Annotated in this window: 16 protein-coding genes; 7 read left to right on the plus strand and 9 right to left on the minus strand. The window is 62.3% G+C overall.

Translation table 11 applies throughout. The annotated features are described in order from the left end of the window. The first annotated feature begins 16 nt into the window (after positions 1-16). The 3 genes from MJ643_RS08845 to MJ643_RS08855 are packed head-to-tail and all read left to right on the plus strand — an operon-like array spanning position 17 to position 2051. Positions 17-682: an amino acid ABC transporter permease gene (locus tag MJ643_RS08845; protein ID WP_003258372.1), complete on the plus strand. Its 666-nt coding sequence runs from the start codon at positions 17-19 to the stop codon at positions 680-682. Next, on the plus strand, positions 683-1330 hold the full coding sequence (locus MJ643_RS08850; RefSeq protein WP_013973354.1) for an amino acid ABC transporter permease: 648 nt from the start codon (positions 683-685) through the stop codon (positions 1328-1330). Beyond that, complete coding sequence (locus MJ643_RS08855) at positions 1317-2051, plus strand: amino acid ABC transporter ATP-binding protein (protein ID WP_024087399.1); 735 nt, start codon at positions 1317-1319, stop codon at positions 2049-2051. Before MJ643_RS08850 ends, MJ643_RS08855 begins: the two co-directional genes overlap by 14 nt. Positions 2052-2216: 165 nt before the next feature. Here MJ643_RS08855 and MJ643_RS08860 read toward each other — a convergent pair whose 3' ends face one another. From MJ643_RS08860 to MJ643_RS08875, 4 genes are all read right to left on the minus strand, one after another. Further along, positions 2217-3215 carry a transketolase family protein gene (locus MJ643_RS08860; protein ID WP_023662409.1) on the minus strand — a complete coding sequence of 333 codons (999 nt, stop codon included), beginning with the start codon at positions 3213-3215 and terminating at the stop codon, positions 2217-2219. Next, positions 3212-4060 (minus strand): transketolase, encoded by an 849-nt coding sequence (locus MJ643_RS08865; RefSeq protein ID WP_013973351.1) that lies wholly within the window; start codon positions 4058-4060, stop codon positions 3212-3214. Before MJ643_RS08865 ends, MJ643_RS08860 begins: the two co-directional genes overlap by 4 nt. A 23-nt stretch (positions 4061-4083) precedes the next feature. Then, positions 4084-5382 carry an MFS transporter gene (locus tag MJ643_RS08870; protein ID WP_013973350.1) on the minus strand — a complete coding sequence of 433 codons (1299 nt, stop codon included), beginning with the start codon at positions 5380-5382 and terminating at the stop codon, positions 4084-4086. 75 nt (positions 5383-5457) lie between these two features. Next, positions 5458-6207 (minus strand): SDR family NAD(P)-dependent oxidoreductase, encoded by a 750-nt coding sequence (locus MJ643_RS08875; RefSeq protein WP_013973349.1) that lies wholly within the window; start codon positions 6205-6207, stop codon positions 5458-5460. Positions 6208-6404: 197 nt separating this feature from the next. Between MJ643_RS08875 and MJ643_RS08880 the strand changes: the two genes are divergently transcribed. Next, the gene (locus tag MJ643_RS08880; RefSeq protein WP_024087397.1) at positions 6405-7325 is read left to right on the plus strand and encodes a LysR substrate-binding domain-containing protein; all 921 of its coding nucleotides are present in this window, start codon (positions 6405-6407) and stop codon (positions 7323-7325) included. Positions 7326-7564: 239 nt separating this feature from the next. Beyond that, a complete protein-coding gene (locus MJ643_RS08885) occupies positions 7565-8755 on the plus strand; it encodes a Bcr/CflA family efflux MFS transporter (protein ID WP_023662411.1) in 1191 nt (396 codons plus the stop codon). Between the two features lie 53 nt (positions 8756-8808). On the opposite strand, the gene MJ643_RS08890 is transcribed toward MJ643_RS08885, so the two are convergent. Then, positions 8809-9324 (minus strand): DUF4880 domain-containing protein, encoded by a 516-nt coding sequence (locus MJ643_RS08890; RefSeq protein ID WP_013973346.1) that lies wholly within the window; start codon positions 9322-9324, stop codon positions 8809-8811. Between the two features lie 435 nt (positions 9325-9759). Then, entirely contained in the window at positions 9760-10071 is a 312-nt protein-coding gene (locus MJ643_RS08895; protein WP_025339827.1) for a hypothetical protein, read from the minus strand. Positions 10072-10201: 130 nt separating this feature from the next. Here MJ643_RS08895 and MJ643_RS08900 point away from each other — a divergent pair, with 130 nt between their 5' ends. Together MJ643_RS08900 and MJ643_RS08905 are read left to right on the plus strand one after the other, a co-directional pair. Beyond that, positions 10202-10867: a LexA family transcriptional regulator gene (locus tag MJ643_RS08900; RefSeq protein WP_013973344.1), complete on the plus strand. Its 666-nt coding sequence runs from the start codon at positions 10202-10204 to the stop codon at positions 10865-10867. Positions 10868-10953: 86 nt separating this feature from the next. Continuing rightward, entirely contained in the window at positions 10954-11568 is a 615-nt protein-coding gene (locus tag MJ643_RS08905) for a S24 family peptidase (RefSeq protein WP_031325183.1), read from the plus strand. A gap of 136 nt (positions 11569-11704) precedes the next feature. Here the strand turns inward: MJ643_RS08905 and MJ643_RS08910 are convergent, their stop codons facing one another. From MJ643_RS08910 to MJ643_RS08920, 3 genes are read right to left on the minus strand one after another with little or no spacing between them, the layout of a single operon-like run. Further along, positions 11705-13657, minus strand: a complete 1953-nt coding sequence (locus tag MJ643_RS08910) for an acetyl/propionyl/methylcrotonyl-CoA carboxylase subunit alpha (RefSeq protein WP_038409976.1) — start codon at positions 13655-13657, stop codon at positions 11705-11707. Continuing rightward, positions 13654-14469, minus strand: a complete 816-nt coding sequence (locus MJ643_RS08915) for a gamma-carboxygeranoyl-CoA hydratase (RefSeq protein WP_038409975.1) — start codon at positions 14467-14469, stop codon at positions 13654-13656. The genes MJ643_RS08910 and MJ643_RS08915 overlap by 4 nt, the downstream gene beginning before the upstream one ends. A gap of 3 nt (positions 14470-14472) precedes the next feature. Then, positions 14473-16080 (minus strand): carboxyl transferase domain-containing protein, encoded by a 1608-nt coding sequence (locus tag MJ643_RS08920; protein ID WP_013973340.1) that lies wholly within the window; start codon positions 16078-16080, stop codon positions 14473-14475. Positions 16081-16084: the final 4 nt, after the last annotated feature.

Raw genomic sequence — 16084 nt, forward strand, 5'->3', positions numbered from 1 at the left:
CTGGAGTCGCCGACCCATGGCCTATCAATTTGACTTTTCCCCTGTGCTGGCCCAAGGCGGCCTGCTGCTCGAAGGGGCTGTGTTCACGCTTGAGCTGACGTTGATCGGCACCCTGTTCGGGGTGGCTATCGGTGTGCTTGGTGCGGTGGTGCGCGCCTGGCGACTACGGCCGTTCGATGCGCTGTTCGGCCTTTACGTGGAGCTGATCCGCAACACGCCCTTCATCGTCCAGTTGTTCTTCATCTTCTTCGGCCTGCCCTCGCTTGGCGTTCGGTTGACGGAATGGCAGGCGGCGGTACTGGCCATGGTGATCAACCTTGGGGCCTATTCCACCGAAATCATTCGGGCGGGTATCCAGGCCATTCCCAGAGGGCAACTGGAGGCTGCGGCGGCATTGGCCATGAGTCGTTTCGAGGCTTTTCGCCATGTGGTGCTGCAACCTGCACTGGCCAAGGTCTGGCCGGCCCTGTCGAGCCAGATCGTGATCGTAATGCTCGGGTCGGCGGTGTGCTCGCAGATCGCCACAGAAGAACTGTCGTTCGCTGCCAACTTCATCCAGTCGCGCAACTTCCGGGCTTTCGAGACATACCTGCTGACCACGGCTCTGTACCTGGTCATGGCCATCCTGGTGCGCCAACTGCTGGCATGGATAGGCCGGCGCGCTTTGACGGGGAGACGCTGAATGGATTTCACCTTGTGGGACATCGTGCGCAACCTGCTCGCAGGTTTGCAATGGACCTTGCTGCTGTCGCTGGTGGCATTCGTCTGCGGTGGTATTGCCGGGCTGTTGCTGCTGTTGGCGCGAATCTCCGATAGCCGGATGCTGCGTGGCGCGGCCAGGAGCTACATCGAGCTGTTCCAGGGGACGCCGCTGCTGATGCAGCTGTTCATGGTGTTTTTCGGCATCGCCCTGTTCGGCATCGATGTTTCGGCCTGGATGGCGGCGGCCATCGCCTTGACGTTGTTCACCAGTGCCTTTCTCGCCGAGATCTGGCGAGGCTGCGTCGAGTCCATACCACATGGCCAGTGGGAGGCCTCCGGCAGCCTGGCCATGAGCCGTCTGGAGCAGTTGCGCCACGTGATCCTGCCCCAGGCCCTGCGCATTGCCGTCGCGCCGACCGTCGGGTTCTCGGTGCAGGTGGTCAAGGGCACGGCGGTGACCTCGATCATCGGTTTCACCGAGCTGACCAAGACCGGCGGCATGTTGGCCAACGCCACTTTCGAACCGTTCCTGATCTACGGTCTGGTGGCCGTGGGTTACTTCGTCCTTTGCTACCCGCTCTCGCTGAGCGCCCGTTACCTGGAGAGGAGGCTGCATGCCCCTGCTTAGAGCGTCCGCATTGCACAAGTACTACGGCGACAATCATGTGCTCAAGGGTGTCGACCTGGCGATCGAGGAGGGCGAGGTGGTCGCCATCATCGGCCGTAGCGGTTCCGGCAAGAGTACCTTCCTGCGTACCCTCAACGGCCTGGAGTCGATCAGCGATGGGGTGATCGAGGTGGACGGCGAATACCTGGATGCCGGCCGCGCCGACTTGCGCTCGCTGCGGCAGAAGGTTGGCATGGTGTTCCAGCAGTTCAACCTCTTCCCTCATCTGACAGTGGGCCAGAACGTGATGCTTGCGCCCCAGGTGGTGAAGAAGGTCGGCAAGGCCGAGGCCCGCCAGTTGGCCGAGCAGATGCTCGCCAGGGTTGGACTGGGCGACAAGTTCGACGCCTACCCGGACCGCCTTTCCGGCGGCCAGCAGCAGCGGGTGGCGATTGCCCGGGCGCTTGCCATGTCGCCAAAGGTGTTGCTGTGCGACGAGATCACCTCGGCGCTCGACCCCGAGTTGGTCAACGAAGTGCTCGGTGTGGTGCGCCAACTGGCCAGTGAAGGCATGACCCTGATCATGGTCACCCACGAAATGCGTTTTGCCCGGGAAGTCGGTGACAAGCTGGTCTTCATGCATCAAGGCAAGGTCCACGAGACTGGCAATCCACGCGAGGTTTTTGCGGCGCCCCGAACAGCTGAGCTGGCGAATTTCATCGGTAGCGTGGCAGGAGGTTAGGTGGCGTCTGCAGGTTTCGTCGCCCCAAAAAATGCTCCGTATCGAATGTTACGGAGCATTTTTCATCATTGCCTGGATCCCAGGGGCTGCGGTGTGCCTTTGTCATGGGCCAGGTATCCATCACGCTTGCATCCGCCGCGCTTCAGGTTTGACCCACGGCTACGGTCAAAGCCATGCCTTGATCTGCCTCGACACAGCGTCAGTGGAGATCCCGTATCGGTCATGCAAAGTCGGCAGTGCCCCTGCATCGAGAAACGCATCCGGTAGCGCGATCTGGCGGAAGGTTGGTGTGACCCCGTTGCGCAGCAGTACGCCGGCCACAGCTTCCCCCAGGCCCCCTATGATCGAGTGGTTTTCCGCAGTGACCACCAGGCGACCAGGCTTGCGTGCCTCGGCGAGGATGGTCTGTTCATCGAGCGGTTTGATGGTAGGCACGTGCAGTACCGACACGTCCACTCCGTCCTTTTGCAACTGCTCGGCAGCCTCCAGCGCGCGCATGGTCATGAGGCCGCTGGCTATCAACAGCACGTCCCGGCCACCGCGCAGCACCTGTGCCTTGCCCAGCTGGAACTGGTAATCGTAGCGATCAAGCACCAAGGGTACGTTGCCGCGCAGCAGCCTCATGTAGACCGGCCCCTGATGGGCGGCGATCGCTGGCACAGCCTGCTCGATCTCCAGCGCATCACAGGGGTCGACGATCATCAGGTTGGGCATCGCCCGGAAGATGGCCAGGTCATCCGTGGCCTGGTGGCTAGGACCATAACCGGTGGTCAGGCCAGGCAGCCCACAGACGATCTTGACGTTGAGGTTCTCTTCTGCAATCGCCATGCAGATGAAGTCGTAGGCCCGACGGGAGGCGAACACCGCATAGGTGGTGGCAAAGGGGGTCATGCCTTCCCGTGCCATGCCGGCAGCGGCGCTCATCAGCAATTGTTCGGCCATGCCCATTTGATAGAAGCGCTCGGGGTGGGCTTTGGCGAAGATGTGCAGGTCGGTGTACTTGGACAGATCGGCACTTAGGCCAACTATATCCCGACGTTGCTCGGCAAGGCTTGCCAGGGCATGGCCGAACGGGGCAGGGCGGGTCGGCTGGCCGTCGGCGGCAATCGAAGCGATCATGGCCGAGGTGGTCAGGCGTTTCTTGGGTGAGTTCACAATGCTCATGCTTGGCTCCCGGCGTCCAGCGCTTTCAGGGCGAGGTCCCATTCGTTTTCATCGACGCGAATGAAGTGCGTCTTGTCGCGGTTTTCCAGGAAAGGCACGCCTTTGCCCATGCGGGTATCGCAGATGATCACGCGCGGTTGCGCCCCGGCGTGGGCACGGGCCTGGTCGAAGGCGCCGACCAGCGCATCCAGGTCATTGCCGTCCACGCGTTGAACGAACCAGCCAAAGGCTTGCCAGCGGTCGACGATTGGCTCGAAGGCCAGTACCTCGCTGGAATGGCCATCCGCCTGCTGGTTGTTCACATCGATGATGGCGATCAGGTTGTCCAGGCGCCAATGGCTGGCCGACATGGCGGCCTCCCAGGTCGAGCCCTCGTTGAGCTCGCCATCGGACAGCAGGTTGTACACCCAGCTGTCCGACCCCTTGCGTTTGAGCCCGAGGCAGGCGCCGACGGCGATGCCCAAGCCGTGGCCGAGCGAGCCACCGGTGATCTCCATGCCGGGGGTATAGGCAGCCATACCAGACATGGGCAAGCGGCTATCGTCGCTACCGTAGGTTTCAAGCTCATCCTCTGGGATTACGCCGGCCTCGATCAGTGCGGCATAGAGGGCAATCGCGTAGTGTCCGATGGACAGGTAGAAACGGTCGCGCTGCTCCCATTCGGGGTTGCCGGGGTCGAGGCGCAGCGCATGGAAATACGCGACCGCCAGCAGGTCGGCGGCGCCCAGCGCCTGGCCGACATAGCCCTGGCCCTGGACTTGCCCCATGCGCAATGCGTGGCGGCGGATATTGCGAGCGCGCACAGCCAGCGGCAGCGCCTCGGTGTAGGTAGGCACAGCAGTCATTGAAGTGACTCCTTTTTATCGAATCAACGATTGACCAGATGAGCCGGTACTCGCGACACCAGGAAGGCGCCAAACATGAGTACGGCCGTGATGAGATACATGCCGATGGCATTGCTGCCCAAGGTGGTAGTGACCCAGCCGATCAGGTAGGGCGAGCAGAAGCCGGCGAGGTTGGCGAAACTGTTCACCGCCGCGATGCCTGCCGCCGCCGATACACCTCCCAACAGCGTGGTGGGCAGCATCCAGAACAGTGAAGAGGCGGATAGCACTCCAGCCGCAGCGAGGCACAGGCTGAGGATCGACAGCGTCAGGCTGCTGCCCAGTGCTGCGGCGAGGCTCAGGCCCAGAGCGCCGATCAGCATGGGGATCGCCAGATGCCAGCGGCGTTCACGGTGACGGTCGCCGCTGCGCCCGGCCCACAGCATCGCGACGATGGCACACAGGTACGGCAGGCTGGTCAGCAGGCCGATGTGCAAAGGTTCGCTGACGCCGGCATTGCGTACCAGTGTGGGTAGCCAGAACGTGATTGCGTACTGGCCCATCACTACGCAGAAGTAGATGCCCGCCAGCAACCAGAGCCGACGGTCGCGGATGAAGTCGGCCACCGAGCCGTGGTTTACCTTGTGTTGTTCGTCTTCAGCCAGCTCCTTGCGCACCAGGGCTTTTTCTTCGTCGCTCAACCAGTGAGCCTGATCGACGCCATCCTTCAGGTAGCTCAGCACCAGGACGCCCACCAGTACCGTGGGGATGGCTTCGAGCAGGAACATCCACTGCCAGCCCGCCCAGCCGTGAACGCCGGCAAAGCGCTCCATGATCCAACCCGACAAGGGGCCGCCGATCATGCCCGACAGCGGAATCGCGATGAACCACAGCGCGGTCATCTTCGCCCGGCGGTAAGACGGGAACCAATAGGTCAGGTACAGCAGAAGCCCTGGTGCCAGGCCTGCTTCGGCGATCCCCAGCAAAAAACGCAGGGTATAGAATTGCCAGGCTGTCTCCACCAGGGCGAACATCGCCGAGATGATGCCCCAGGTGATCATGATGCGAGCGATCCAGCGTCGAGCGCCCACTTTGTGCAGAATGATGTTGCTGGGCACCTCGCAGAGAAAGTAGCCAATGAAGAACATGCCAGCGCCCAGTCCGTAGACCGCTTCGGAAAGGGCCAGGTCGTCCATCATCTGCAGCTTCGCAAAGCCGACATTGACCCTGTCCAGATAGGCGCACAGGTAGCAGAGCATGAGAAAAGGCATCAGTCGCCAGGCCGTTTTACGGTAGGCACTGCTGCGTGCGGCGGATACCGCATCGAGCGCTAATGTGGTCATTCGTTCTGATCTCTTGTTGTTATCGAACGCGTGGCCTGCGCCGGGCTCGGGTGCAGGTCACGATGCACCGGGTGCTCAGTGGATCAGCATCCCGCCGTTGACATCCAGGGTAATGCCCGTCAGGTAGCTGGACAGGTCACTGGCCAGGAACAAAGCTGCATTGGCGACATCGCGCGCCTCGCCCAGACGGCCCAAGGGGATGCCTTCGATGATGGCGTGACGGCGCTCATCCTGCATGAGGCCACCGGTGATGTCAGTGTGAATCAGGCCTGGCGTGATCGAGTTGACGCGAATATTGTCCGGCCCCAGCTCGCGGGCCATCGCCTTGCCCAATCCAAGCACGCCAGCCTTCGCCGCGCTGTAGTGAGGGCCACCGAAGATGCCGCCACCACGCTGGGCAGACACAGATGACATGCAGATGATGCTGCCGGCGCGTTGCGCCCGCATGGTTGGGATCACCGCCTGGGACATCAGCAAGGTGCCACGAAGGTTCACGTTGAGAATCCGGTCATAGTCAGCCCCTGTGATTTCCAGGGTTTTCACCGGTTGAGTGATACCGGCGTTGTTTACCAGCACGTCGATCCGACCGAATTGCGCGAGCACTTGAGCGATGGCATCACGCACTTGTGCTTCATCGGCAACGTTGGCAGCCACGCCGAGGTGGCCTTCGCCCAGTGAAGCGGCAGCCTCGGTCGCGGCGGAGGCGTCCAGGTCCAGGATCGCGACTTTGGCGCCCTGAGCGGCAAACGCCTGGGCTGTTGCGCGGCCGATGCCGCGGGCAGAGGCCGCGCCAGTGATCACGGCAAATTTTCCTGTTAACAGCATCGAAGGTGCTCCAGATGGTTGTTGTTGTGAGCAGTGGTTCAGGCAGAACCGATAGGCACAGCTTCGTCCCGGACCGCACCCCGAGCAACGCTGCCTCCTTCACCCGGTGCTGAAAAAAATTCAGCCCTCGACTTGTGCCTTGGGCTTACAGGAAGGTAAAAGCCTTGGTATCGCTTCGAATCCTTCAGGAAATGGTCATGAGCCTGGACATCCTCAGAAAATCGCCTCAGATCCCTTCCCTGAAAGCAATTCAGGCCTTCGAGCAAGTTGCTCGCTTCGCCAACGTTGCACGGGCCGCAGAGCAGTTGAACCTCACACCCTCTGCGGTGAGCCACCAGCTCGCCAATCTGGAAGCCTTGATCGGTCGTCCGTTGTTCATTCGCGAGGCGCGCGGTGTTGCATTGACCCCGGCCGGAGAGCAGTACCTGCGCGAGGTGTCAGGCATATTGCAAAGCCTGGCTACGGCCACCGAGCGCGCCGGCAACTCGGTGGGCTTCGATTGCTTGCGGCTTCATTCCGCGCCCAGCTTCGGCCTGCTCTGGTTGCTGCCGCGCCTGGACCATTTTCGTAACAGTCATCCGCAGATCCAGATCAACCTGTCGTGCTCCTACGAGTCTCTGCACTTCGGCCGCCATCAGATCGATCTGGATATCCGTCATGGCTACCCCAACTGGCCCAGCCTGGAAGTGCGTACCATCCGGCATGAACGTGCAACTGTGCTGGCCTCGCCACAGCTTCTCGAGCGTACGCCTATCAAGCAGCCGGGCGATCTGCTGGGGCAGAACCTGATCCTGTCGGAAGCCGCATTGGTGCAGTGGCCCCAATGGTTCGCCCAGCAAGGCGTGACGTTGCCTCAAACCCCCTACGCCTTGAGCTTCGATCGCTCCTACATGAGCCTGGAGGCCGCCAGCCACGGGTATGGGGTGGCCTTGGAGAGTTCCCTGCTGGCGCAGGACTATATCGCCCGGGGCGAGTTGGTACCGGTATTTGCGGAAGACTTGGCGACGCCCGTCAGTGCCCACCACCTGGTATTTCCTCGAGGCCATGCTGAAACCCCCAGGGTTCGACAGTTCCTTGAATGGATGCAGGGCCAGCTCGGTCATGACTTCAATTACTGAGAGCAGTTTGCACAACAGATGAACTGCGCTAGGGGTCGGCTATCAAGTCAGCAGAAGGCTGGATAGCACCAGAACTCAACGGTAATAAGCAACAAGGGAAAAGCCCTACAACTCTATCGGAAGTTTCGCTGCCCGGTTCGGGTTGTACATCTTCAGGGTGTCGCTACCATCAGGGCTCGGCGCTTCCATGGAGATTCCAGTGACTACTTCCGGCAATACAAGAAGGCGGGGTTGGTAGCGTGAATCAGCCCTTGGGTTCGTTCACTAGCTTTCCGCGCTCGGCCTTGCTGATTCTGTTGTGTCTATTGGGCGTATTCCCTCTGGATGTGATCCTGCCATCATTCCCGGCGCTCGCAGACGAGTTTCACGTCGAGCCAAAGCAGATAGCCTACTCGGTGAGTTTCTTTGCGTTTGGTGTCGCCTTGGCGCAAATCGTGATCGGGCCATTGTCGGATGGCATGGGGCGCAAGCGGTTGTTGCTCGCTGGGTTGGGAGTGTCCATTGCAGGGGCAGTGGGTTGTGTACTTTCAACCCGCTATGAGACGTTCATGGCGTTCCGTTTGCTGCAGGCCCTGGGTTGCGGGAGTTTCGTGCTGGGCCAGGCGCTCGTGCAGGATCTGTACAGCGGTAGACAACGCAATGCCATGCGTATCCTGCTGACCAGCGCAAGTGGGCTGTTCATTTCGTTGTCACCGGTCGCAGGCGCTTTTCTCCAACAATCCTTTGGCTGGAAGGGCAGTTTTACGGTATTCGCTTTCATAGCCGTGATCGTTTCATGCCTGTCATATGCATTGCTGCAGGACACGTCTGCATCGCGAGGCCGTACTTCGGGCATGCGCAGCTATTGGGTCATGCTGCGTGATACGACCTATCTTGCGCACTCCCTGCTGGCTAGCCTGGCGTTTGCCTGCCATTTTTCCTTCATCGTTGTCGCGCCATTGGCGTTGATGGACAGCCTGGGGCTGACGCCATATCAATTCTCGGTGGTATTTATCGCCTATGGGCTTGCGTATATCGCTGGCGGAGTAGCCGCGACCTATTTGAACAACCGCGTAAGCCCGCAGGTTCAGATCAAGACAGGATTCCTGCTCATAGCTGCCGGGGGCATCACACTGTTGATCTGGGAGCAGTTTGCAGGGTTGACGGTGGCGAGTCTTATGCTGCCGATGATCATCTGCACGACGGGGACAACGCTGGTGCGTCCTGCTGCGACGACCCAAGCCTTGGCGCGTTACCCGCAGCAAGCCGGTGCGGCAGCGTCGCTCAATACGACATTGTTGTTCGCAGGTGGTGGTTTAGCCGGCAGTCTTGTTGCTGGCGTCGAAAGCGAGCTGCCGATGAGCCTGGGGCTTCTGTTCCTGGGTGTCAGTTTGTGCGGATGGCTACTGCTTGCATGCCTGACGGAAACGCTGACCAGCACTCGAACTTGATAACGACCGAGCCATCCGCGGTGAAAACGATAACGGTGTAGCGAAGGTGTTGATCAGGCCCAGAAACCAAACAGCACCAACGCCGCCACGCCAAGCCCGACCGCAACCGAACAGCCGCCCAACGACAGTGCCGCCCGACCTTGCCGGTACCAACCATCCTGGCCCAGTTGCCGTGCCGGTGCCAACAGGCTGCGCCAGTGCATTTCCGTGTCATGAAACGCCTGCAAGTTCGCCATGTCCGCATCCAGCCAACGGCGAAAATCGATCCGCTCGCACGCCGTCACCTGTGGGCTCTGCAAGCGCACATACCATTGCCCGGCAACACTCGCCAGCACATCCCGGCGCGAACGACCAGCCTGCAGTGCCTGGTCCATGTGCCGCTCGATGCTCGCCAATGGCAGGTCGAGGCGGGCGGCGATGCTGGAGAAGTCCAGTTGGTCGAGGCGGTTGAGCAGGAATACTTGTTGGACACGCCGTGGCAGGTGTTTCAGGGCGTGCAGCAGGGCGTCGTCGGCATGATGTTCGGCAGCGGGGTTTGAGTGCTCAAGGGGCAGCAGCAGACGGGTCATGGACAGCTCCTTGCTCTGTGGAGGGGAGGGATGGGGGCATCTTCCGTGATGCGTGATCAGCGTATTTGAAACGAGATTGATTCTCAAGTGCTGATTCCGCAAAGTTTTGTAATGAGCGTTCACGCCCTGAAACACCTTTGCTATCATGCGCGCCATCACGATCTTCATTAGCCTGAAGAGCCAAAAAAAAGACCCAGCAAAAAGCTGGGTCAAAAACCGTGATTAGCCTGATGAGGAGATAATCTGAGAGCGACCTAAGCTCCAGGTTATCCAGCAGATCTCGCGATCAGCTGAGCGCAATAATAATAGTTATCATTTGCAAGTCAAATGAATTTTCGCTAATCCGGTAAAAAAATTTTACCGGTGCGCTCCTTGTCCCGGCAATCGGGGCCTTCGCCGTTACCCGGCCATCACGTTCTCTCCCTTCTTTCTTGCTTACAAACCCGATTCCACGGTGCGTTTGTGCTCGAGCAGTGCGCGCGCCATGTCCATCATGTGCATCAGGGCAAAGGTCAGTTCGCGCTGGCTGCCGTGCTGGTGAGTAGCAGTTTCCTGCGCGGTGGCGGCGGCGCAGCGCAGCAGGGCGATGGCGTGTTCCTGGGCCTGGTCGCCGGTTACACCCTCGTGCAGGGTCCAGATCCTGTTGTCCAGGGTGGGGCGCGGCGGGTTGGGGTTGAGGTAGTAGTCGAGGGCGCGGCGGGCGGCTTCGCTGTCGAGATCTGTTTCGTCGTTTTTCGGGGGTTTCATCCTGATACCTGCTAACACCAGTGGGGAAAGGGCTCAGGTCGATACTAATACCTAAAGTATTTTTGTGCTTTCCGATAAATAATACTGAATGTTTATTGAGCGCTAGAAGGCAGTCCGTATCGTGCCAGCGATGAATATGGATAAATGGATTGCCCTCGTCCGTGACCGGATGGAGGAGCTAGGGCTCACTCAAGAACAGCTTGCCGAGCGCGTTGGCGTGTCTCAAGGCAGCGTGGGGCATTGGGTGAACAAGCGGCGTCAGCCGAAGATCGAGTCGATGAATCGCACATTCGTTGAGATTGGCATGCCCCATTACAACGTCAGCCTGCAGTTGCGCATTGTTGGTCAGGTTGGCGAGGAGCGTGGCATTTACGAGGTCGATGACTCCGATGATGACCTGGACCTCATGCAATACATCGTGTGCTTCCGCTACCCGGTGCTGGGCTGGGATGAGCTAGGTATCGCAGAGGGGGCGGAGCCAGGTGTGTTCGAGCAGACGGACTACCTGGCCCAAGGCAAGGCGTTCTGGCTGACTGTCGAGAATGATGCGATGAGTGCCGCCAGTGGCCGCAGTGTGCCGCAGGGCATGCGGATGTTGGTGGATCCTGGGGTAGATGCCGAGCCAGGGCGTCTGGTTATCGCTCGTCAGCCGGGCAAACCGGCGATCTTCCGTGAGTTGGCGGAGGAAGGTGGGCAACGGTACCTGAAGGCACTCAACAGCAACTACCCGGCGCTGTTGTGTGAGGAAGGCTGCGAGTTTCTGGGTGTGGTCGTGCGGGTGCATGGCTCCTTCTAGATTGCCGGGGCTGCTGCGCAGCCCTTTCGCGACACAAGGCCGCTCCTACAGGGATGGCGCAAGTCTTGGAGCTGCAGTATCCGCTCATGGAAAACTGGATCGCGTTTCTCAAGCGCTACAAGCGTGAACACAACCTCAGCCAGCTCAAGCTGGCCGAACGCCTGGGCATGACACAGGGCGGCGTAGGGCATTGGTTGCGCGGTTCACGACGGCCGACACTGCAGACCATCAACGAAAAGCTCGAGAAGCTTGGGTTGGTGTCTCTTGAGGCCCAAGTCATGGTGGTCGAGCGTGGCCTTGCGTCTGAAGCCTCAGGGTGTAGTGCGAGCTATCGTTTCCCCGTGCTGAGCTGGGCCGATTTGCAGGGGCCTTTGCCTGAGGCGAGCAAATCCCATGAACAGACGGACTATATGCCCGCCGGCAATGCCTTCTGGCTGGTGGTGGAAAACGACTCGATGAATGCCGCCAGTGGCAGGAGCGTGCCTGAGGGTATGCGTGTGCTGGTGGATACCGGCCTGCCGGCGGAGCCAGGCCGGTTGGTGATTGCGCAGCAGCCCGGGCGGCCGGCAGTGTTGCGGCAGTTGGTCGAGGAGGGCGGAGACAGGATGCTCAAACCGCTGAATACGCGCTATCCGACAGTTCTGTGTGAAGGCGGCTGCGAATTTCTGGGTGTGGTCGTGCGGGGGCACGGGGTCTTCTAGATTGCCGGGGCTGCTGCGCAGCCCTTTCGCGACACAAGGCCGCTCCTACAAGTACCGCACCAACCTCAGGGTATGCACCGTACCTGTAGGAGCGGCCTTGTGTCGCGAAAGGGCCGCAAGGCGGCCCCCAGGACTCTTACTCCGCCAGTTCGACCAGCACCGTCCCTTCGCTGACCATATCCCCTTCCTGGCAGAACAACGCCTTCACCGTGCCGCCATGCGGCGCGCGAATGCTGTGCTCCATCTTCATGGCCTCCAGCACTACCAGCGCCGTACCTGCTTCCACCACCTGCCCAGGCTCCACCAGCACCCGCACGATGCTGCCGTTCATGGGCGCGCCCAGGCCGCCCTGGTGGCTGTGGCTGGCCTCGGCCTCGGCAATCGGGTCGAAAGCTTCGATGGCATGCATCTCGCCGTCCCAGTGCAAGTACAGCGTGCCACCGCGGCGGATCGCCAGATGCTGGCGACGCACACCAGCCTGGTCATGCACCAACTGCTCGCCCAGCAACTGCCAGGTAGACGCAGCGCTGCGCTCCAGGGCGACTGCCTGGTCCTGCCCGCCACTGACCAGGTGCAGGCTGCTGCGCGCCGGCAGGCCCAGGCGCAGGCCGTTGCGCTCGGCCCACGGCGAACTGCGGTCGTCCTCCCGCTGGTGTGCGGCCTGGCCCTGCAACCAGGCCTCGGCCGCGGCTTCCCAGAAGCCTGCCGGCAGCGCTTGCGGCGCGGGCAGCAAAACCTCCTGGTGACGCGGAATGAAGCCAGTATCCAACTCCGCTGCAGCAAACGCCGGGTGGGCGAGAATGCGCCGCAGGAAGGCGATGTTGGTCTTCAACCCGCCAATGGCAAATTCGTCGAGCATGGCCAGCAAGCGCAGGCGCGCCTGCTCGCGGTCTTCGCCCCAGGCGATCAGCTTGCCCAGCATCGGGTCGTAGAACGGCGACACCACATCACCCTCGCTGACCCCGCTGTCCACCCGTCGCCCTTCGCCGGCTGCCGACTCGCGGTACAGCGCCAGCTTGCCGGTCGCGGGCAGGAATTCGTTGGCCGGGTCCTCGGCATACAGGCGCACTTCGATGGCATGGCCTATCAGCGGCACCTGTTCCTGGGTGATCGGCAGGGCCTCGCCGCAGGCCACGCGAATCTGCCAGGCCACCAGATCAAGCCCGGTAATGGCCTCGGTGACCGGGTGCTCCACCTGCAGGCGGGTGTTCATCTCCATGAAGAAGAACTCGCCACGGGCATCGAGCAGGAACTCCACGGTGCCGGCGCCCACGTAGCCGATGGCCTGGGCCGCGCGTACCGCCGCCTCACCCATGGCCCGGCGCAATTCGGCTGACAGACCTGGCGCAGGGGCTTCTTCCACCACTTTCTGGTGGCGGCGCTGTATCGAGCAGTCACGCTCGTTGAGGTACAGGCAGTTGCCGTGCTGGTCGGCGAATACCTGGATTTCCACATGGCGCGGCTTGAGCACGTACTTTTCCACCAGCATGCGCGCATCGCCGAACGACGACTGCGCCTCACGCTGGGCCGAGGCCAGGGCGTCGGCCAGCTGGCTTTCTTCTTCGACCACTTTCATGCCCTTGCCACCGCCGCCGGCGCTGGCCTTGAGCAGCACCGGGTAGCCGATGCGTTCGGCGGCGGCGCGGAAGGTGTCCAGGTCCTGGGCTTCGCCATGGTAGCCCGGCACCAGTGGCACGCCAGCGGCTTCCATCAGTGCCTTGGCCGCCGACTTGCTGCCCATGGCGTCGATGGCGCTGGCCGGTGGGCCGAGGAAGATCAACCCGGCCTCTTCGATGGCACGGGCGAAGCCTGCGTTCTCGGACAGGAAGCCATAGCCCGGGTGGATGGCCTGGGCGCCGCTGGCCTTGGCTGCGGCCAGCAGCTTGTCGACCAGCAGGTAGCTTTCGGCAGCCTTGGTGCCGCCGAGGTCGACGCGGATATCGGCTTCGCGGCTGTGCCGGGCATCACGGTCGGTGGCACTGTGCACGGCCACGGTGGTCAGGCCCATGGCCTTGGCGGTGCGCATCACCCGGCAGGCGATTTCGCCGCGGTTGGCGACCAGCAGGGTGGTCAAAGCGGGGCGGCTCATGGGCGCGGCTCCTTCTTGTCGTCGGTTTGCCAGGCGGGGCGGCGTTTTTCCAGGAAGGCGCGCAGGCCCTCCTGGCCTTCGGCGCTGACGCGGATGCGGGCGATGGTGTTTTCGCAGTAGCGGCGCAGGGCCGGGCTGAGTTCACCGTCGTCCACTTCACGCAGCAGGTCCTTGGTGGCGCGTAGCGCTTGCGGGCTGTTCTGCAGCAGGTTGCTCACCCAGGCTTCGACCTGGGCGTCCAGTTCGCTGGCCGGGTAGACCTCGGCCAGCAGGCCCAGCTCGCGGGCCCGCACGCCGCTGAAACGCTCGGCGGTGAGGGCATAGCGGCGCGCGGCACGCTCGCCGATGGCCTTGACCACGAACGGGCTGATCACTGCCGGGGCCAGGCCGATGCGCACTTCCGACAGGCACAGCTGGGCGTCTTCGGCACCGATGGCCATGTCACAGCAACTGATCAGGCCCAGCGCGCCGCCAAAGGCCGCGCCTTGCACCACGGCCAGGGTCGGCACCTTGAGGCGGTGCAGGGCATACATCAGCTCGCCCAGCTCGCGGGCATCATCCAGGTTGGTGTTGAAGTCCAGCTGCGCCGACTGCTGCATCCAGGCCAGATCGGCGCCGGCGCTGAAGTGCCGGCCGCGGCCGCGCAGCAGCACGAAGCGTAGGCTGGCGTCCTCGGCCAACTGGTCGAGGGCGACGATCAGCTCGCGGATCATCAAGGCGTTGAAGGCGTTGTTCTTGTCCTCGCGGCTCAGCCACAGGGTGGCGAAGCCGCGCGGGTCGCGGATCACTTCGAGAGTGCTGAAATCGCTCATGGGTCACATCCGGAAAATGCCGAAGCGGCTCTGTTCGATCGGTGCGTTCAGCGCAGCGGACAACGCCAGGCCGAGCACGTCGCGGGTCTGTGCCGGGTCGATGACACCGTCGTCCCACAGGCGGGCGCTGGAGTAGTAGGGGTGGCCCTGGTGCTCGTACTGGTCAAGGATCGGCTGTTTGAGCCGGGCTTCGTCTTCGGCGCTGAACGGGTGGCCACTGCGCTCGCTCTGTTCGCGCTTGACCTGAGCCAGCACGCCGGCGGCCTGTTCGGCCCCCATCACGCCGATCCGCGCATTGGGCCACATCCACAGGAAGCGCGGGTCGTAGGCACGGCCGCACATGCCGTAGTTGCCGGCGCCAAAGCTGCCGCCAATGATCACCGTGAACTTCGGCACCTGGGCGCAGGCCACGGCAGTGACCAGCTTGGCGCCGTGCTTGGCGATGCCGCCTTCTTCGTACTTCTTGCCGACCATGAAGCCGGTGATGTTCTGCAGGAACAGCAGCGGGATGCCGCGCTGGCAGGCCAGTTCGATGAAGTGCGCGCCTTTTTGCGCCGCTTCGGCGAACAGGATGCCGTTGTTGGCGAGGATCGCCACCGGGTAGCCGTGCAGGTGGGCGAAGCCGCACACCAGGGTGGTACCGAACAGCGCCTTGAACTCGTCGAACACCGAGCCGTCGACCAGACGCGCGATAACCTCGCGCACGTCGAACGGTTGCTTGGCATCGGCCGGCACCACGCCATACAGCTCATCGGCGGCGTACAGCGGTGCCACCGGGGCCAGGCGCTGCAGCTTGCCCAGCTTGTGCCAGTTGAGGTTGGCCACGCTGCGTCGGGCCAGGGCCAGGGCGTGTTCGTCGTTGTCGGCATAGTGGTCGGCCACGCCGCTGGTGCGGCAGTGCACATCGGCACCGCCAAGGTCTTCGGCGCTAACCACCTCGCCGGTGGCCGCCTTCACCAGTGGCGGGCCGGCGAGGAAGATGGTCGCCTGCTGGCGCACCATGATCGCTTCGTCGGCCATCGCGGGCACGTAGGCACCGCCGGCAGTGCACGAGCCCATCACCACGGCAATCTGCGGAATGCCCAGCGCGCTCATGTTGGCCTGGTTGAAGAAGATCCGCCCGAAGTGCTCGCGGTCGGGGAACACTTCGTCCTGGCGTGGCAGGTTGGCGCCGCCGGAGTCCACCAGGTAGATGCACGGCAGGCGGTTCTGCAGGGCGATGGTCTGCGCACGCAGGTGCTTCTTCACCGTCAGCGGGTAGTAAGACCCGCCTTTGACCGTGGCGTCGTTGGCCACGATCATGCATTCCACGCCTTCGACGCGGCCGATGCCGGCGATCACGCCCGCAGCGGGCACGTCTTCGCCATACACCTCATGGGCAGCCAGTTGGCCGATTTCGAGGAACGGCGAGCCCGGGTCCAGCAGGCGGTCGATACGCTCGCGCGGCAGCAGCTTGCCACGCGAAGTGTGCCGCTCCTGAGCCTTGGGCCCACCGCCCTGGGCCACTTGGGCGAGCAGGCCGCGCAGGGCCTGGACCTGTTCGAGCATGGCCGCGCTGTTGCCGGCGAACTCCGCCGAACGCGGGTTGATCTGGGTGTGCAAGGTAGCCATGTGC

Origin of the sequence: Pseudomonas sp. PNPG3, assembly GCF_023093815.1 — a bacterium.
GTDB lineage: Bacteria > Pseudomonadota > Gammaproteobacteria > Pseudomonadales > Pseudomonadaceae > Aquipseudomonas > Aquipseudomonas asiatica.